18 protein-coding genes are annotated in these 17,761 nt (G+C 39.1%); 4 read left to right on the top strand and 14 right to left on the bottom strand.

Annotated features, from left to right (window positions below; genetic code table 11):
• Positions 1–31 precede the first annotated feature (31 nt).
• Both ACYVM0_RS18800 and ACYVM0_RS18805 read left to right on the top strand, forming a co-directional pair.
• Entirely contained in the window at positions 32–694 is a 663-nt protein-coding gene (locus tag ACYVM0_RS18800; RefSeq protein ID WP_460559537.1) for a DsbA family protein, read from the top strand.
• A gap of 12 nt (positions 695–706) precedes the next feature.
• On the top strand, positions 707–1,624 hold the full coding sequence (locus ACYVM0_RS18805; RefSeq protein ID WP_460559539.1) for a 1-phosphofructokinase family hexose kinase: 918 nt from the start codon (positions 707–709) through the stop codon (positions 1,622–1,624).
• Positions 1,625–1,915: 291 nt separating this feature from the next.
• Here ACYVM0_RS18805 and ACYVM0_RS18810 read toward each other — a convergent pair whose 3' ends face one another.
• The 9 genes from ACYVM0_RS18810 to ACYVM0_RS18850 all read right to left on the bottom strand — a co-directional run bounded on the left by ACYVM0_RS18810 (position 1,916) and on the right by ACYVM0_RS18850 (position 9,598).
• A complete protein-coding gene (locus ACYVM0_RS18810; protein WP_460559541.1) occupies positions 1,916–2,371 on the bottom strand; it encodes a DUF1801 domain-containing protein in 456 nt (151 codons plus the stop codon).
• Between the two features lie 11 nt (positions 2,372–2,382).
• Positions 2,383–2,907, bottom strand: a complete 525-nt coding sequence (locus ACYVM0_RS18815; protein ID WP_460559543.1) for a DinB family protein — start codon at positions 2,905–2,907, stop codon at positions 2,383–2,385.
• A gap of 11 nt (positions 2,908–2,918) precedes the next feature.
• Positions 2,919–3,263 carry a TfoX/Sxy family protein gene (locus ACYVM0_RS18820; RefSeq protein WP_460559545.1) on the bottom strand — a complete coding sequence of 115 codons (345 nt, stop codon included), beginning with the start codon at positions 3,261–3,263 and terminating at the stop codon, positions 2,919–2,921.
• A 12-nt stretch (positions 3,264–3,275) separates the two neighbouring features.
• Positions 3,276–3,659 (bottom strand): VOC family protein, encoded by a 384-nt coding sequence (locus ACYVM0_RS18825; RefSeq protein ID WP_460559547.1) that lies wholly within the window; start codon positions 3,657–3,659, stop codon positions 3,276–3,278.
• Positions 3,660–3,690: 31 nt separating this feature from the next.
• Positions 3,691–4,044: a hypothetical protein gene (locus ACYVM0_RS18830; RefSeq protein ID WP_460559549.1), complete on the bottom strand. Its 354-nt coding sequence runs from the start codon at positions 4,042–4,044 to the stop codon at positions 3,691–3,693.
• A gap of 28 nt (positions 4,045–4,072) precedes the next feature.
• The gene (locus ACYVM0_RS18835; protein ID WP_460559551.1) at positions 4,073–4,654 is read right to left on the bottom strand and encodes a rhodanese-like domain-containing protein; all 582 of its coding nucleotides are present in this window, start codon (positions 4,652–4,654) and stop codon (positions 4,073–4,075) included.
• A gap of 17 nt (positions 4,655–4,671) precedes the next feature.
• The gene (locus ACYVM0_RS18840; RefSeq protein ID WP_460559553.1) at positions 4,672–5,784 is read right to left on the bottom strand and encodes a DUF2911 domain-containing protein; all 1,113 of its coding nucleotides are present in this window, start codon (positions 5,782–5,784) and stop codon (positions 4,672–4,674) included.
• A gap of 48 nt (positions 5,785–5,832) precedes the next feature.
• Positions 5,833–6,246, bottom strand: coding sequence for a VOC family protein (locus ACYVM0_RS18845; protein ID WP_460559555.1), 414 nt, complete (start codon positions 6,244–6,246; stop codon positions 5,833–5,835).
• A gap of 118 nt (positions 6,247–6,364) precedes the next feature.
• Positions 6,365–9,598 (bottom strand): T9SS type A sorting domain-containing protein, encoded by a 3,234-nt coding sequence (locus ACYVM0_RS18850; protein ID WP_460559557.1) that lies wholly within the window; start codon positions 9,596–9,598, stop codon positions 6,365–6,367.
• Positions 9,599–10,061: 463 nt separating this feature from the next.
• Here ACYVM0_RS18850 and ACYVM0_RS18855 point away from each other — a divergent pair, with 463 nt between their 5' ends.
• Both ACYVM0_RS18855 and ACYVM0_RS18860 read left to right on the top strand, forming a co-directional pair.
• The gene (locus ACYVM0_RS18855; RefSeq protein WP_460559559.1) at positions 10,062–10,949 is read left to right on the top strand and encodes an RnfABCDGE type electron transport complex subunit D; all 888 of its coding nucleotides are present in this window, start codon (positions 10,062–10,064) and stop codon (positions 10,947–10,949) included.
• Positions 10,950–11,009: 60 nt separating this feature from the next.
• Positions 11,010–12,491: a DUF2330 domain-containing protein gene (locus ACYVM0_RS18860; protein ID WP_460559561.1), complete on the top strand. Its 1,482-nt coding sequence runs from the start codon at positions 11,010–11,012 to the stop codon at positions 12,489–12,491.
• 246 nt (positions 12,492–12,737) lie between these two features.
• Here the strand turns inward: ACYVM0_RS18860 and ACYVM0_RS18865 are convergent, their stop codons facing one another.
• The 5 genes from ACYVM0_RS18865 to ACYVM0_RS18885 are packed head-to-tail and all read right to left on the bottom strand — an operon-like array spanning position 12,738 to position 17,565.
• Complete coding sequence (locus ACYVM0_RS18865) at positions 12,738–13,160, bottom strand: hypothetical protein (protein ID WP_460559563.1); 423 nt, start codon at positions 13,158–13,160, stop codon at positions 12,738–12,740.
• A 39-nt stretch (positions 13,161–13,199) separates the two neighbouring features.
• A complete protein-coding gene (locus ACYVM0_RS18870) occupies positions 13,200–13,700 on the bottom strand; it encodes a Spy/CpxP family protein refolding chaperone (protein WP_460559565.1) in 501 nt (166 codons plus the stop codon).
• Complete coding sequence (locus ACYVM0_RS18875) at positions 13,700–14,038, bottom strand: hypothetical protein (RefSeq protein WP_460559567.1); 339 nt, start codon at positions 14,036–14,038, stop codon at positions 13,700–13,702. Before ACYVM0_RS18875 ends, ACYVM0_RS18870 begins: the two co-directional genes overlap by 1 nt.
• A 5-nt stretch (positions 14,039–14,043) precedes the next feature.
• Positions 14,044–14,619 (bottom strand): RNA polymerase sigma factor, encoded by a 576-nt coding sequence (locus ACYVM0_RS18880; protein ID WP_460559569.1) that lies wholly within the window; start codon positions 14,617–14,619, stop codon positions 14,044–14,046.
• 42 nt (positions 14,620–14,661) lie between these two features.
• Complete coding sequence (locus tag ACYVM0_RS18885; RefSeq protein ID WP_460559571.1) at positions 14,662–17,565, bottom strand: outer membrane beta-barrel protein; 2,904 nt, start codon at positions 17,563–17,565, stop codon at positions 14,662–14,664.
• Positions 17,566–17,761 lie beyond the last annotated feature (196 nt).

Raw genomic sequence — 17,761 nt, forward strand, 5'->3', positions numbered from 1 at the left:
ATCCATATTTTTGCAGTATTAAATTTACAACATGAAACCCATATTGATTTATTGTTATGATGCTTACTGTGGCTGGTGCTATGGTTTTAGCCCGGTAATGAAAAAAATTGCTGCTGATTTTGCTGACCGGTTAGAAATTGAAGTGCTGAGCGGCGGCATGATGATTGGTGAAAGTAAAATGCCGATTGAAAAAATAGGTCCCTATATTCAAAATGCGTATAAAAGAGTAGAAGAATTAACGGGAATACAATTTGGCGAAGATTTTTTATGGCATACGGCCAATCCTGATAAGAGCGACTGGGTGATGAACAGCGAAAAACCTGCCATTGCATTATGCATTTTTAAAGACTATTTTCCCGAACAACAACTCAATTTTGCCAGCGACCTTCAATATGCATTAAATTATGAAGGCCGTGATTTAGATGACGACGAAGCCTACCGGCATCTTATAGAAAAATACAATTTACCTGAAGATACTTTTTATACCAGACTGAAAAGTGAGGAGTATAAAGACAAAGCGTATTATGAGTTTGCTTTGTGCAAACAATTGAGTGCAGATAGTTTTCCGCAGGTTATTTTACAAGCATCCGAAAGTAAATTTTACCTGCTGGCAAAAGGCTATACCGATTTTGATACATTGAAAAACAGGACACTGAATATTTTAAATGATATAGAAAACACGGTGCCACAATAAAATTCTAAACCAATGATTTTAACCATTACACTCAACCCTTGTATTGATAAAAGTTCAAGGGTAGAAAAATTAAAACCGGAAAGTAAAATGCGCTGCGCCGAAGTGGTGAATGAGGCTGGCGGCGGAGGTATAAATGTGAGTAAAGCCTTAAAAAAATTAGAGACTTCATCTGTAGCATTATTTCCGGCAGGTGGAAATAATGGCAACATGCTTTGTTCTTTATTGAGAGAGGACGGCATACTTTTTCATGCGGTAGATACAAAAGTAGAAACGAGGGAAAACTGGATCGTCCTGGAGACCGCTCACAATAATCAATATCGTTTTACTTTTCCGGGCAAAGAGGTTTTGGAAGAAACGATTAAAACACTGGTAAACCAGATAAGGGCTTTTACACCATCATTTGTTGTGGCAAGCGGTAGTTTACCGCCCGGGTTGCCTGATTATTTTTATGGTTTAATTGTAAAAAATGCGCAGGCTGTTGGGGCCAGGTGTATAGTAGATACCAGCGGCGCAGCGCTGCAGGCATTAAAAGGAAAGCATACTTACATGATAAAGCCCAATATTGGTGAGTTGTGCAAAATGCTGAACATAAACTGGCTGGATAAAGAGGATGTGCCCAATGCGGCGCAGCAAGCTATCAGGGATGGCTTTGCAGAAATAATTGTAGTATCAATGGGGCCGGATGGCGCCTGGCTGATAAGCAGCGACCACCGTTATTTTGTTGCAGCTCCCCCTGTTGAAAAAAAGAGTACAGTTGGTGCAGGCGATAGTATGGTGGCAGGTATTACTTATTCGTTGCAGAAAAAGATGACGTTAAGAGATGCTATTCGTTTTGGTGTGGCCTGCGGTAGCGCTGCCACCATGAATGATGGTACACAATTGTTTAAAAAAGCGGATGCAGAAAGATTGTTTACTGAAATCAGTCAATAAGGATGTTAGTATTGTTTCTCCCCAACCAATAATGGCATTGATAATTACAGAAAGAACCAGGCCGGTAAAAAGCCTTTTACCGATCTTTGCTTGTAAAAGTAAAAACTAAGCTGTATTTTGTTATTCAAAACTGATGAACCCGGGTACTGTAGTAGCAGATGATAAGAAGGAATGTAATGGGTTTCACACCCGCTAAAAAGGAATTTAAACAAATAGCAATAGTATTTACGAGCCATTACCATTAAACCTTAACAAAAAGCCCTGAAGAATTTCGGGGCTTTATTTTTTCACTTATCGTTGTAATACCTTTTCATACTTGTCAATCCATTGCTTTACGGTAACTTTTGCACACAACTCACCAATTAACCGGTAAGGAATTTTAGACATGTTTTTAAACCGGATACAACTTTTACCCATATCCGGTTTGCCGATATTTAATTTAGCATATTCATCAACAAACCATTTTGATAACTTAGTGTCGCCGTACACACACATGTGGTAAAATGCAATGAAATTTTTTTGCGATGCCAGGCAGGCAAAAGGTAATGGTTGTTCGGGATTGCAATGATAACCGTTGGGGTAAATGGAATGCGGCACATAATATCCGATCATACCATAACTCATACCCTCTTCAAATCCTTTTGGTAAATTTTTCTTTATTATTTTCCGCAATTCAATCATTGCTTCTTTCCTTTCTTCGGGTAGTTCGGCAATGTATTGCTCTACGGTAGCAGCTTTAGATTGCATAGTAATAAAATTCAGAAATTTAAAATACGAAAAAATTCCGGCCATGGCCCCATGTTCTCGGTGTACTGTTTGGCCATTACACGTGTAATTTGCGCTATATGCGTAAGGTCGTGTACTACCCAGGTGCTTAGCAAATTTCTCAGGGTTACTTCTCCCAGCTTTGGATGAATACCGGTTTTATCTAAATCACTTTCTGTAAGCTGTAAAGATTTAAACCAATCCATATTCTCTTTTCTTACCCTCGCAAATTCCTCCAGTAGTTCCGATAACGATTTGCCTTTACTTTCTTCGTATTGTGCAAACCTGTTCCATGGTACAAAAGGTTTAGTGATACCAAATTCCAGAATTATTTTTGCCCTTACCACCCAATCTGTTTTTTCGCCATGCACTAAATGGCCTATCACATCAAAAGGAGAAAAAGTTTCCGGCCCTTCATTGCTCATTATCCAGCCATCGCTTAAACCGGAAAGTAATACAGTACAAACCGAAGGTGTTCTGTCTAAAATTTCTATTGCCTGTGCAACTGAATATTTCATACTGCCGAAATTTATTTTTTCTTTTTTGCTGGCTTAGCCATTTTGTTATACTCCAATGCCAAACCGACCCAATACTCCAGTTTCTTTTTGGTATTGAGTGCATCTATCTCTACAAATGCATACCCCTTCATTACCCTGCCGGTAAAGTCCATTGGCCTGCACCCTTCTCTTTCCATGATCTCATCATACCTGGCCGGGTCAAACCTTACCATCAAGCGTTCCATTTCCACCCCTACACACATTTTATCATTTACCATAAAGCACAAGCCGCCGAACATTTTCTTTTCCGTTACATTTTTATGTGTAAGCGTTATCAGTTCTCTTATTCTGCCGGCAAGTTTTTCATTGTAGGCCATACCCTGCTATTTTTATTGCGGTACGCTATGCAATGCAATCCTGTTACCTTCGGTGTCGATAAAAACTGCCATGGTACCGTATTCAGGAGATATTTCTGTTTTTGGTACCATTATTTTTCCGCCGGCTACTTCTACCTTATCTAAAATATTTTGTACATCGGGATTGGCATTTAAATATATCAGTGGCCCGTCAGTCATAGATGGTTTGTGAAAACCACCACTATCTACTAATGCGCCGCCAATACCATTCATGATGTCATCTAAAGGAAACATACGCATTTTAATATTCGGCATTTCCATGGGTATCATAGTAAAACCAAAGATAGTTTCGTAAAATCTCTGTGCCCTGTTAATGTCTGTTGTTGGTATCTCAAACCAACTGATCGCATTGTTCATTCTTATTTATTTTTTGCTTTTAGATTGTAAATTATTGCGGCATATTTTGTTTTTGCCATTCTACTAATACGTTTATTAAACTATCGCTTAATGCAGGTTTTTTATTTTTCCATGGCATAAATCCATTGTCGGTTTGCGGCAATTTTACTCTTGCGATGATATCAGCAATATTTGCTTTTACTGCATCGTAAGTATTCAAGGCCTTCTTTCTTCCATCCGGTGGAAAATGGCAGGGTGTACATCTTGATTGCATGATGGGCATTACATCTTTATCAAAAGAAACTGCCATTGCTGTTGCAGTTTTAGAGGCTTTTTTACTACTGCCGCAATTTTGCAGTACTACTATACAACCTATACAAAATACAATTGTTAGTGCTTTTTTCATGGTGTTTTATTTATGTTGTTTTAAAAAGTTATTGTTTAATATACAACTTATTACTGCATTCACCCGACTTTACTTTATTTTTCCATTCACTCATACCAAATTCCATATTGGTTACTTTGGTAAACCCATTTTGCATCAGCATATAACTTGCCATCGGGCTGCGGTGGCTATGGCTGCAATACACAATTATTTCTTTGTTTTTATATTTATTTAATTCGCCCATTCTTTTTTCCAGCTGTTGTACAGGAATATTAATAGCTCCCGCAAGCCTGCCGAATTTATCCTTTGCTGTACCCTTAAACTCTTCGGGTGTACGAACATCCAGTAAGATAACATTCTTTTTGCCCATGTCTTTAATAAAACTACATAATGCACCAGGCTCAATGCTGTTAAATTTTACAGCTGTTTTATCCACCAGTTTCATGTTGCAGTGGGGGCAGGTACCGGGTTTATTATACACGGTATTGTCACATTCGCTGCCACAGGGCAGGCAAACATATTGTGTATCTGCGAACGCTATTTTAGCGGACACCTGGTTATTTACAACCTGGTGGCTAACGGCTGCTGTTGCACTAAAAAGAATTACAATAACTAACAGCGTATTTTTCATTATTAATTATTCATTGATCAATTATTAATATCCTTACCTTCTTTTAACTTAGCTACCTGGCCCTGCAATGTAGTTTTAGCTGCATCGTTAGGAGCCTGTGCCATTGCTTTTTCAGCATATTTAATAGCATTTTTAAAATCTCCCCTGGCAGAATAGCCGTTCATTAATCCGCTGTTTACACCAAATATATCGCCATATCTTTTTTGTGCTGCAGTAAATACTTCCATGGCTTTATCAATACGTTTTTGTGAGATGAGTATTCTTCCATAAGCACCATATTGATTAGCGGTTGCAATTAGTAACGCTTCGTTCATTGTTGAATCTGCTTCAGCGGTCCTGTTTAATTTTTCATAGGCTGTTGCAAGATTACGTAAAGTGATATAGGTTTTTTGGCCGCCCTGCCCATCAATGGCTTTTTTGCTCCACACCAATGCTTCATCTAAATTGATATTTTTTGTAAAGCAAAATTGTGTTGCGGTTAAAATAAGTGCTGGTGTAAACCCCTGCCGCCCCGTTAATTGTTCTCTAAGTCTTGTCAATACAATATTGTCCACATCCACCTCAACTTTAAATGGCACGGATACTTTCTCCCACTGCATCGCAATTACACAATATTTTTCTTTGTGCTCTATAAATTCATATTTCAGGTATTCTACACTTTTATCTAAAGCCACCGGTTTTACATTCACTCTCAAAGCATCGTACTTTTCATCATAGTTAAAACTTCCCCATGCATCAGATTGATTGGAAAAAATAATAGTAACATTGTCGGCACCCATTGCCATAAATAAACCGTAAGTACCGGCTTTAAGTGGCTGGCCTTCTATTTTTACGTCGTGTTCAAAAGTGATGGTGGTATTTTCATTGGCACCGGCACGCCATGGCGAAGTATTTTTATTGGTAATAAAGCTGGCAGTGCTAAAACCATAGGTAACCACATTGCCATCGCCATAAATTTTTCCTTCTCTTTTATTTACATCCGGCCTGCTGTATTTTATAGTAATGGAAGTAATGCCTACTTCTTCACTGATGGTGGCTCTTGGATTATTACCGCTTGGTGGCAGGTCCAGTTGCGCAAAAGAACTGCTGTTGATAAAAATTGTTGCAATAAGCAATCGGATAAGTTTCATCGTTGTTTATTTAAATGTTGATTAAATTACTATTTTTAATGGCATTAATTATTTGGTAACTGCATTCACCATTTTTTCATACACATCGTCGTTGGCTTCCCAAAGTTCTACCTTATTACCTTCTCCATCCAGTATATGTACAAATTTGCCGTATTCATAAATTTCCATCTGGTCAACGATAGTCACACCTTCTTCTTTTAATTGTTTGATAAGTGCTTCCAGGTCATCTACCCTGTAGTTAATCATATATTGTTGAGAAGCATCACCAAAATAATCAGTATCCTTTTCAAACGGGCTCCACGCAGAAAAGCCCTTCTTTTCTTTTTCATCGCTGTGGCGCCATTCAAAACTGGTACCGTATTTATCCATGCCTAACCCTAAATGCCTGGCATACCATTCCTTTTGCGCTTCAGGATTGTTGCATTTAAAAAATACGCCGCCTATTGAGGTAACTCTTTTCATTGTTTTAATTTTTTTCAAAATACAATTTTTAAAAGTTGCTCCGCAGATTTATTTTATAAACGGTGAAAAAAAAAGCCACCAGTATTACCGGCGGCTTTTACCTGGTGTTTAAAAAAGGTTAGTTCTTTATGAGTTTTACAACAGAACCATCTGCAAATTTTAACAGGTATCCCCCTTTAGAAAGGTTACTCATATCAAGTTGCCGCTGGTAATTGCTAATGATAATTTGTTTTACTCTCCTGCCCTGCATATCAATTAATACAGCCTGTGTATTCAATAAAGCTGTATTACTGAAACTAAGAATGGTTATGTTAGTTACCGGGTTAGGATAAACTGAAATGCTATTCCCTTCTGATAAATGCAGCACTTCTGTTTGTGAATAATTGTAGCTGCCATCGTTATCAGTTTGCCTAAGGCGATAGTAGATGTTATGGCTATTTAATAAAGCGGCTCCGGCATCAGTATATGCATAGCTATGATCTCCTGAAGTGTTGATTGCTGCTACAGTACCCACAGTTATAAAATTCCTTCCGTCTGTACTTCTTTCCACTTCAAAGTTTTTGGTATTAACCTCATTGGTAGTCTTCCAGTTTACCAGCACATCATTATGTGAAAGCGCTGCGGAAAAACTCAGCAATTGTAAAGGAAGCGGAGGGGGTGTTACTGTAGTTCTTGTCTGAACAACAAATCCACCAAAACCTGTTACCTCAAAACTAACTTCCCAACGGGCAAGGCTATTGTTCCAAACAATATCTGCATCATTGGGATTGCTAACAACTGGTATTCCCAAATAAGTATCGGGCAGTCCTGTTCCGTTACTGCTGGTACCAGGGTATTTGCAGATACGAAGATTTGCTATACCGGTTGCATCTCCATCACCAGTTGGCAAATTAAGTGTACTTCCGGCATGAGCATTAAAATCATCGAACTCCTGCTGGGTAAAATACAGTGTAATCCTTCCCGTTGCTGTAGATATGTTGCTTGACGGTGTAATCTGGTAATGACGTGCAACAAATGGGCTGTCTTCAAAACTGGGCACCGTAGACGCTATCCAAACTCTGGCGTTAAATGTCCCGCTGCCACCTGGTGTAATTGTTGCAATAATACGGCAACTGTAGCTGGCAATAAGTGCTGTTGTTGCAGAGTTGTAGATATTTTGTGATATCGAATCCTGTGATTGAGCAATTACCATAACTGCCGGAAAATAAATACTAACTGTATTACCTGAAGGATTGCCTACTAATAAATAATCGTAGATATTGTTATAGCCTGCGTTCATTGAAGCTCCGCCGGATGCTGTTGTTCCTAACACACTGTTACAACTTGTTATGATACCGGTTACTCCTTCTGCCTCTGTACTAAGAGTTATTGCTCCTGCATCTGTTGTCAATCCATTATCCCACTTAGAACTTTTTACCAGGTAATTACCATTGTTTAAAGCAGTTACCCCGTCAAATACATTTGGGATATTACTACCGCTGCCAACCGCATCACTTATAGAACTACCCACCAGAGAATTGGAAGCATTTATAGTAGGAGTGCCGGTAATCCCTGAAGAGCCGTTAACCCATTTAACAGCACCCATTGAACCTGAAAATACCATTACATAATTACCATTACTAAGCGGGACTACATTTGCACCGCCAATGTATGAATTACTGCTATTTATTACACCATGAACTCCTGTACTCCCATTTGCCCATGTATGAGCACCAACGTGGCTTCCCCCACTACTCCATGCAGAATTTACAACATAATTCCCATTACTCAGAGCCGTTACTGTAGAAACCATAAAATCGCCCTGGGTACTCCCTACAAGAGAGTTACCACTGCTTATTACTCCTGTTGTACCTGTTGCACCATCTCCCCAGGTTGCAGCTCCTACGTCAACAACTGCACCATTATCCCAAAAAGAACTAATGACTACATAATTACCATTACTTAGAGCAAATACCCCAGGCAAGGCGTGATCCGGAGGTGTATTGTTTGTTCCCAACACGTCATTCATTGTACTACCCACTAATGAATTACTGCTGCTTACTATTCCTGTTGTACCTGTATTACCGTTACCCCAGGTAATAGCTCCTGCATTTTGTATCGATCCTTTATCCCAGTTCGGACTGCAAACAACATAGTTACCATTAGTCAATGGAGTTATTGCGGATAATGTCATTATCCCTGCCCCGCTTCCTATTTGATCGCCTGTTGAGCTACCCACAATAGAATTATTACTATTAACCTCACCTATTAAACCGTTAATGCCACTCACCCATGTAACGGCTCCTGCACCTTGTGCAACTCCATTACTCCAGGATGGGCTGGCCACTACATAATTACCGTTGGTAAGAGCTGCTATTGTTTTCCCGATAAAGTCATTTGTTTTACTACCGGTGAGAGCATTACCACTATTTACCTGTCCTGTTGTACCAGTAGTTCCATTTCCCAAAATAACAACTCCTGCATCTTGCATAACCCCTTTATCCCAATATGGACTACCCACTACATAATTACCATTGGCAAGTGCTATTATCGTCATTCCTATATAATCATAGGCTGTACTACCCACCAGGGAATTGCTTCTGTTCATCTTGCCAGATATTCCCGCAGCACCATCACCCCATGTAACAGCACCAACACTTTGAGTTGTACCATCATTCCAGTATTGACTACTCACTACATAATTACCAGTAGTAAGCGCTATTACATTCCTAAACCCCAGAATTTCATGAGGTGAAGTACCTACCAATGAATTACCCTCGCTTACCATGCCTGCTACTCCGGCGGTACCGCTGCCCCAGGTAACTGCGCCAACATCGGGAGTTGCGCCATTATCCCAATTTGAGCTCTTTGCTAAATAATTTCCATTACTCAATAATGTTACACCATCACTTCCAATTGCATCATCAACAGTACCTCCAACCAAAGAATTGGCACTGCTTATTACGCCTGACAGGCCAGTTGTACCATTTACCCATGTTACTGCCCCGGCATTGGTAATAGTTCCATTATCCCAGTAACGTGAAAGCACCAAAAAATTACCACTGCTTAAACCAATTATGCAATCTTTAGCAACGCCAGTGAGCCAAAAACCATTATCTCCAACGTCGCCTGTATGGCTGCCCTTTAATGTACTTATTATAGTGTGCGTAATTCCATTGTACAAAAAAACTGCTCCTACATCCGTAACAGCACCGTCATCATACAACGGATCAGTAACAACATAATTTCCATTAGTTAATGCAACTACCATTTTACCAAACTGGCCGCTGCCTGCGGGACCGGCAATATGGATAGTTTGTGCCTGTACCTGTACTGCCAATATAATAAGCAATGTAAATATTGATTTTTTCATGGCTAAGTTTTTAAGATAAGAACATTTGTTATCCGGGCTTGAGGAAATCCTCTTTGAATATCAACCCATGGCTTTGCTGAATAAGAGTTTATAAAAGTATTGTGCAGAATACTCTTTTAAAATGACGTCAAAAAGCATTTGCAGTGATAGCCGTCACCACTCTGAATTATTATTCAGCAATAAGAATTCATCACTTGCCGTTAAGGCTGATGCTTGTATAAGTAGTAATGATACAGGATAAAAGCTTGTTCAACAATGCCTCTATTCAACAATGGTACAATTGTAACATGTCGTATTTTTCTTTCGCTGCTAAACCTAAAAAAATTGAGGCCACAATTTTCAGGACACGACACAAATTCATCCATTTTCCATAAATATTTATTTTACCTCCATTTGCAATTCATTAACAGTTGGCGTGTGTAATTCTTTTTGTCATTTCATCCTGTAAAAAAATTCAACTGTTATGTTTTTTACTCTACTATTTAAAGATGCCCGGTACTTCCAGATTATTTTTCAGTGTATATTTTTACTATACGGAATTTTTTCGTTAGGCTGGAATGCAGACTGGACCTTATATGCAACATACTTAAGTACAAGTATTGCCACACAACTGATAGCAGAAATAATTTTAAGCAGGATAAAAAATAAATCATACCCTGGCCTTGCCAAAATAAAAAATAGTCTCCCTTCGGCCATTATTTCTTCCATGGGTTTATGCCTTTTACTAAAAACAAATAATGTTTCTGTTGCAGCACTGGCGGCATTTATTTCTATTGCATCAAAATACTTGATCCGTATCAATGGCAAACATATTTTTAATCCATCTGCTTTAGGTATTGTAGCAGCAGTACTTTTAACCGGCAATGCGTGGATAAGCCCCGGTCAATGGGGAAGCGGTGCAGTAATTTTATTTTCTGTTTTGTGTTTAGGTTTTATTATTACTACCAGGGTACAAAAATTAGATACCAGCCTTGCATTTCTGCTCACCTTTGGCGGATTGCTTTTTATACGACAAATTATTTATCTCGGCTGGCCCTTAGATTTTTTTGTACAAAGCATCAGTACAGGTAGTTTATTATTATTCTCTTTTTTTATGATCACCGATCCTAAAACAACACCCAACCATGCTACGGCTAGAATTATCTGGAGCATACTGGTAGCTGCTATAGCATTTTACCTGGCCACTTTTAAATTTATTACTACAGCTCCCATCTGGGTTTTAGTATGCATGCAACCTTTAGTGCCTTTACTGGACAAAATTTTCAAAGCCCGTCAATTCAGCTGGAAAAAAATAAACCCACTTAATAGCGATAAAGAAAAAGTTTATACAGCAGTTGCTCTTCATAAATAGTAACGCAGTATTTATAACAATACAACCTAATCAATCAATCCAACAATAAAACAAGTAAGTATGAAAAAGAAACTCATGATTATCGGTGCAGCCATTGTTGCAGCACCATTGATAATGTCTTTTTGCGGCTTTTATGTAAGCAAGGCAGACGGCACATTAAAAAACAAAACCAGCCAGGTTATACTTGTACGTGATGGCAACAAAACTGTTATCACTATGTACAACGATTTTAAGGGCGATACCAAAGATTTTGCGATGGTAGTGCCGGTGCCGGTGGTGTTAAGAAAAGATGATATTAAAGTAGTGGACCAAAGCATTTTTCAGCGATTAAATGATTACAGTGCGCCAAGGCTGGTGGAGTATTGGGACCAGAACCCCTGTAATCCTTATGCAGATGATAAAGTGTATTATAAATCGGCACCACAGGTTTTAAATGAGGTAGCTGCTTCAGGCAATGCTGCCGAAAAGAAAAAAGACCTTGGTGTAAAAGTAGAAGCCAAGTACCTGGTAGGCGAATATGATATTTTAATTTTGAGTGCCAAAGAAAGTGGGGGTTTAAAAGAATGGCTTACTTCCAATGGCTATAAAATTCCTGATGGTGCAGAAGAAGTGTTAGATCCTTACATCAAAAGCAACCTGAAATTTTTTGTAGTTAAGGTAAATGAAAAAGAGAAAAATAAATTGAACAATAATTTTCTGCGCCCTATCCAGATCAATTTTAATTCTCCCAAATTTATGTTGCCTATTCGTTTAGGCATGGCCAATGCGGATGGCGACCAGGATTTAATTGTATACGCTTTTACCCGTAAAGGAAGAATTGAATGCACCAATTACCGCAATGCTAATATTGCTACAGATAAAAATGTGCCTTTGTTTGTACAGAAGAATTTCAACGCTTTTTATGGTAACCTGTTTACACACCAATGGGGCAATGAGGATAAGAGCGTAGCATTTTTAGAATATGCCTGGGATGTGAGTCCGCAAAATTATTACCACTGCGACCCCTGTATTGCGACTGCACCAAGTGCACAGGACCTTGTACAGAGTGGTGTTTGGTGGCTGGGAGGTAAAGACTGGGCCGATTACAGCGATGTAGATAATGATGAGCCAGACAATGGTAGCAAAAATGTACATTTTACAAGACTACATTTTCGCTACAACAGAAAATCATTTGCGCAAGACCTGATGTTCCAGGTAACACCTAATACCGAAACATTCCAGGCAAGGTATATTATTACACACCCTGCAACAGGAGATCTAAGTTGTGAAGCCGGCAAAAAATATCTGCAGGAACTAAAACAAAGAAGGAAAAAAGAATTGCAGACATTAACAGCCTTAACAGGCACCACCCTTAATAACTGGCAGGACGATGCCACCGCAAAAAATGATGAGGCAACTGCTACAGAAGTTCAATACGCAACACTATTACCACAGGTAAAAACGGAAAGTGACAGGGAGAAAACGCTACCGGCTGGAATGATCATTTTAAGTATGGTGTTATTAGGTGGTGCAGGTGTAATGAGATGGAAGGGAATTGTGTAGGAAAAAAAGTCAGTTGAATTAATACAGTGGCTATACAGGTTTTGATTTCAGGCATTTCCGTTTCTACGGAAGTGCCTTTTTATTCTTCACTTTTTAATATAATTTTTCTTTTAAGCCACATCCCAATTACAAATACTATCTGGTACTAAAGCATTGTTTTATCCGTGTTATTCTGTGCAATCCGTGGCAAAAAAAAAGCCCCGCCTGAAAAAGCGGAGCCCTTGCTATTCATATTCACCCAAATTACTAATTTCCACCACCGCCGCCACCGCCACGGTTTCCACCACCTCTTTGTGGTCTTGTTGTTGGTTCAATCTGTTCTTTCCAGATTTTAAGCTGATCGGCAGTAAGTACTTCTTTTAATTTTGCATCTCTTTCATCATTCATTTTTTGTCTTGCGGCCTGCCACGCATCCCTGTCCATTTGTCCGCCACCTGCTCTCATTTCTTCCATTTTTTTATCCGCCTCCTTAAAAGAATTTAAAAAGATGTCATCTACCTGTTTCATTTTAGCAGCATCTAACTTAAAGGCACTGTCTAATTTGTCGTGAATTGGTTTTAATCTTTCTTCAGGTGTTCTGCGTTGAAAATTTCCACCGCCTCCCTGTGCATTTACAGCTGTAATGCTAAACAAAGCTGCAACAGCCGCTACCAGAATTTGTTTTTTCATTGTGTGATTGTTTTTTATTGTTTGTGTGAATAAATTATTTTATTTTCTTTCGTCTGTCTTTTTATCCTCCGGCTTTTTCTTTCTACTCCATATCTTATAAAATGTAGTGTCAAATTTTACCAGCTGTTCTGCGGTACATAGTTTTCTGATGTTGGCAAAATGGTTCAGTAAATGCAGTTCCATCAATTTCTGATTTTCTGCCGATTTGCTTACAATACTATCAATGGCGGCAACACTAAAACCTTTGCTGCCCAGTTCCTTCATCTGCTCTTCCTTATTAGCTTTAAGCGTATCCATATCTGCTTTATTCCTTTCCCTGAACTGGTTGCTGAGCGTATCATATTGCTGCAACTGTTGTTCATTAAACCCCACATCGTTTTGCAAAAAATTCTTCATCATCATCCGCCTGTCTATCCTGGGTGGTTGTTTTCCATGATCGTCACGCTTGTTATTTAAGAAAAAGAACAGCATTCCTATATTAGTAACCAGTAAAATGCCGATTATTAACAGGTATAGTTTACTTTTTGTTTGCGTACTCATTATGGCTCTATATTTTCAATATCATTTAATACTGTGGCAGAACTGCTGTACTCATCAACAGATGCGTATTGGGGCTCATCTGCCACAACGGTTGTTTTATCCGGATAATTATACCCCACCACCATAGCATTAATACCTATCACCAGGCAAAGCCCGGCCAATGCCACGGCTGGTTTGCTGATAAATTTTAAAGCACTATCCCACCTGCTTTCTTTTGCATTTTGCATTTTAGCATTTAAGCGGGTAAGCAGGTATGGCTTTGCCGTTGCCCTGGCAGCACCATCAAGGCTGTTGAGTGCGGCCTCCGTTAATTTATTGATGTGTTCGTTATCTTTCATTGTACTTAAAAATTATTGTTCGTATAGTAAGCATTCAATGTCTTTCTTAAATTTCCTTTTGCCCTTGCAATCAGTGATTCCACCGCTGTTAAAGAAATGTTCATTATTGCGGCAATATCCTGGTGCTTTTGTGCTTCCAGTTTGTGCAGGGTAAAAGCAATGCGCTGGTTATCGGGTAACTGTTCCATCGCTTTAAATAATTCAGCTGCCCTTTCCCTGTTCTCCATCAACACACCGGGATGATTAAATTCTTCGGGGTGTATTTCTTCTTCACTGGCTGTTCCAAACAAACTCTGTACAAAAGCAAACCGTTTTTTTCTTTTTTTCTTTTTTACATGATCCAGTGCCTTCGATATCACAATGCGGTACAACCAGGTAGAAAATTTTGACTCGCCTTTAAAAGAACTTACCGACTGGTACACCTGTATAAAAACATCCTGTGTAATATCATCGGCATCATCTTCATTTTGCACTATTCCCAAAGCCGTATTGTACACCATATCCTGCCATTCATCCACCAGCTTTTTAAAAGCCTGTTCATCTCCCTGCTGCAGCTGCACAATTAATTCCGGTTGGTTCAAAAGATACTTAGTTTATGTCCAGTCTAAAGTTACTTATAAAAGTTAGAACCCTCCGCCACCACCCGGCCGACCGCCACCAAACCCACCGCCCGGCATTCCGCCTTCGCCACGGTTAAAGTTACCACCACCTTGTCTTGTTGCTGCCACACCAAAGTTTTTAAGTTTGTAAGTGAACGTGAGCATAAAGTATTGTTTCAACACCTGTGTTTGTGCATCCTCAATATAAGCACCGGTTACTGTTCTTACTATACTTTGATTTTGTTTCAACAGGTCAAATACCGACAGCTTAAGTTCACCTGCCTGTTTTTTCAATATCTTTTTACCAATTGCCGCATTCCATAACCAGAAGCTTTGATTAAATCCGTCAGACAAACCGCTGTAAGTATTGCCTGAAACATCGTTCTGTAAAAACCATCCTTTCTTACTTAATAAATTTACCTGCGCCCCTGCAGCCTGGTTTACATATTTTGTTGCAGTACTGTTAGTGGTATTGGTAGTTGAATTATTAAAATTAGCGCTGTACGAAACATTAAAATCCACATACTCGCTGATATTACTTGCAAATACAACACCTGCATTATAAGCATAGCTGTTGGTAACAGTGTTGATATTGTTGATTAAACCCGGCAATTTAGAATAACTGAATCCTGTATTTACATTCAATGTGGTTTTAATAAACTTTAAAGGCATGCTGTAAGTAAAGAAAGTACGCAGGCTTTTATATCCATCTAAGTTCACCGGTTTAGAAAGCTGTGATCCCTGTTTTAATACAATGTTTTGTTGTATGGTAGAATCTTTAGTGGCTTTATAAGTAGCGTTTGAAATATAATCACCCGCTGTTTGCAATAATATATTGGCGAAAAAGCTTTTACTTGTTTTTGAGTTGGTATAAGAATAACGGCCGGCTAAAAAATGCGTATAGGATTGTTTAAGATCGGGATTACCGCTGCTGACACTTAAAGGATTGCTGAGGTTTACCACATCCTGCAACTGGTTTACAGAAGGAAAGTTGGTAGACGCCCTGTAAAACACACGGATATTACTTACGTTAGATAATTTTTTGCGCCACATTACATTAGGCAACAGGTTGCTGAATGTTTGATGCACCGATGTTGCTGTGGGAAAAATACGCTGACTTTCTAATTTGGAATTTTGATAGTTCACACCAAATGACAATTGCTGGTCCCGGCTCTGCCCCAACCTGAAGTTAGCACCCACGTTGTTAGTGGTGATCGTGTTATCAAAACGGTTAGATAGTGATGTATCAAATACGGTGTACTTCTGGCCGTCGTAATTAAACGTTTGCTGGTCGGCTTTATTTTTTTGTACAGATGGTGTATAATCAATTTGCAACTGACTTTTTTTACCAATGGGTTCAGTATAAGCGATATTACCTCCAATGGTAGTACCGTTAGTGCTGTTATCGCCAAACCTGTTTTGTAAAGAATCGGTTGCAAAACCATTCTTATAAAACTTATAACTTGCCTCTGTTATTGTTTCGCCATCATTTTTGGTCCAGTTGGTATTAAAACCAAATGAAATGGTACGGCCCCTTTTAGGAAATGAGTGACGGAACATAACATTGTTCCTGATATTGTAACCATTTCTGCTGGAATTGCTGTTGCCAATAGAAGTACTGGTAGAATCGTTTACACCATAAAAATTTTGTGAAGACGAATTAGATACCGATTTATTATTTTGAAAACTGATACTTGGTATTATAAAAAGTGAATTGGCTGAATCTATTTTATACTCCAGTCTCATATTAATACGGTGATTGGTATTATCTGAAGTGGAATTCGTTTTTTGTAAACTGAATAGATTTTTAGGGTCGTAAAAAGTTTCTGTATTGGTTAAGCTTTCATTGGTGTTGGTACTGTTGTTAAAAAAGTAACTACCGGTTACTGTTAGTTTTTTACCATATACATTACTGAAATTTAATCCTGCCGCATTGGTTTTACTGATGCCGCTGGACTGGCCCACATTAAAATTATCTGCACCGCCGCCAAAGCCGCCCCCGCCGCCTCTTCCGCCGCCGCCTCTGCCACCACCGCCACCACTGCTGGTTACGCCTAACAGGTCTTGTGAAGAAAAATTCTGCAGGTTAATATTATTAAAGTTGCCCACTAAAGAAAGCCTTCTGTTGCCATTAAAAAAACTCACATTACCACCGGCTGTATAACGTCCGTCTGTTCCTGCGCCTGCATAAACCCTTCCGAACTGGCCGTTTTTTATACCCGACTTAGTTACAATATTTACTGTTTTTATTGAATTACCGTCGTCAAAACCGGTAAGTGCCGCCTGGTCGCTCAGTTTATCAAATACCTGTATTTTATCAATGATATCTGCCGGCAGGTTTTTTAAAGCTGCGGTAGCATCATCGCCAAAAAAATCCTTACCATCTACAGTTACTTTTTTTACCTGCTCCCCCATTGCTGTAACGGTTCCGTCTTTAGCCACGGTTAAGCCGGGCAATTTTTTTATCATATCCTCTGCAGTAGCATCGGGGTTAACTTTAAACTGGCTGGCACTGAACTCGGAAGTATCGCCTTTTTGTTTTACCGGCGGGGCTTTGCTTATAATAGTAACACCGGTAAGATCTGTAGCTATTTTTGAAATTGTAAAAGGAATTGCGTCCTTATTACTGGCCTGTAAGGCTATTTTTTGCTCAATTTTTTCGTAGCCGCTAAAACTTATTTTAACGATATAAGTTGCTGGTTCTAAATTACTAAACTGAAAATTACCCTTGCTGTCGGTAACTTTTAAGCTTAACTGTGCGCTGTCTTTTTGAGAAACTAAAGCTATTGTAGCACCAACAACGGGTGTTTTGTCGCTTTTATCTGTCACTTTACCTTTTAAAGTTATATTCTGTCCTAAAGCGGTTGCCGATACAAAGCCGGCCATTAATAATGTAACTACATTCCTGAGTAAAAATCGTGTTTGCATACTACTTTAGACGACGGCACAAGGAAAACCTGTCGCAGGAATTGCAGGTATTTTGGAAGTGTAAGCTGAAGCAGACTGTAAGCCATTAGCTGCGGGGAAAAAAGCTACAAGGGAGAAGTATCCCATGCCCAGGCCCGGTAGCTGCTCTTGCAGCTTCTCCCCTTGTACCTCCTCATTAATATACATTGGTTAATTT

The organism is Ferruginibacter profundus (assembly GCF_054783275.1).

What these genes read in the sequence shown, in the direction of transcription:
- ACYVM0_RS18845 (WP_460559555.1), bottom strand. Translation starts at nt 6,246, where the DNA reads ATGAAAAGAGTTACCTCAATAGGCGGCGTATTTTTTAAATGCAACAAT.
- ACYVM0_RS18805 (WP_460559539.1), top strand. Translation starts at nt 707, where the DNA reads ATGATTTTAACCATTACACTCAACCCTTGTATTGATAAAAGTTCAAGG.
- ACYVM0_RS18830 (WP_460559549.1), bottom strand. Translation starts at nt 4,044, where the DNA reads ATGAAAAAAGCACTAACAATTGTATTTTGTATAGGTTGTATAGTAGTA.
- ACYVM0_RS18800 (WP_460559537.1), top strand. Translation starts at nt 32, where the DNA reads ATGAAACCCATATTGATTTATTGTTATGATGCTTACTGTGGCTGGTGC.
- ACYVM0_RS18835 (WP_460559551.1), bottom strand. Translation starts at nt 4,654, where the DNA reads ATGAAAAATACGCTGTTAGTTATTGTAATTCTTTTTAGTGCAACAGCA.
- ACYVM0_RS18810 (WP_460559541.1), bottom strand. Translation starts at nt 2,371, where the DNA reads ATGCAATCTAAAGCTGCTACCGTAGAGCAATACATTGCCGAACTACCC.
- ACYVM0_RS18870 (WP_460559565.1), bottom strand. Translation starts at nt 13,700, where the DNA reads ATGAGTACGCAAACAAAAAGTAAACTATACCTGTTAATAATCGGCATT.
- ACYVM0_RS18850 (WP_460559557.1), bottom strand. Translation starts at nt 9,598, where the DNA reads ATGAAAAAATCAATATTTACATTGCTTATTATATTGGCAGTACAGGTA.
- ACYVM0_RS18820 (WP_460559545.1), bottom strand. Translation starts at nt 3,263, where the DNA reads ATGGCCTACAATGAAAAACTTGCCGGCAGAATAAGAGAACTGATAACG.
- ACYVM0_RS18855 (WP_460559559.1), top strand. Translation starts at nt 10,062, where the DNA reads ATGTTTTTTACTCTACTATTTAAAGATGCCCGGTACTTCCAGATTATT.
- ACYVM0_RS18825 (WP_460559547.1), bottom strand. Translation starts at nt 3,659, where the DNA reads ATGAACAATGCGATCAGTTGGTTTGAGATACCAACAACAGACATTAAC.
- ACYVM0_RS18860 (WP_460559561.1), top strand. Translation starts at nt 11,010, where the DNA reads ATGAAAAAGAAACTCATGATTATCGGTGCAGCCATTGTTGCAGCACCA.
- ACYVM0_RS18885 (WP_460559571.1), bottom strand. Translation starts at nt 17,565, where the DNA reads ATGCAAACACGATTTTTACTCAGGAATGTAGTTACATTATTAATGGCC.
- ACYVM0_RS18865 (WP_460559563.1), bottom strand. Translation starts at nt 13,160, where the DNA reads ATGAAAAAACAAATTCTGGTAGCGGCTGTTGCAGCTTTGTTTAGCATT.
- ACYVM0_RS18815 (WP_460559543.1), bottom strand. Translation starts at nt 2,907, where the DNA reads ATGAAATATTCAGTTGCACAGGCAATAGAAATTTTAGACAGAACACCT.
- ACYVM0_RS18840 (WP_460559553.1), bottom strand. Translation starts at nt 5,784, where the DNA reads ATGAAACTTATCCGATTGCTTATTGCAACAATTTTTATCAACAGCAGT.
- ACYVM0_RS18875 (WP_460559567.1), bottom strand. Translation starts at nt 14,038, where the DNA reads ATGAAAGATAACGAACACATCAATAAATTAACGGAGGCCGCACTCAAC.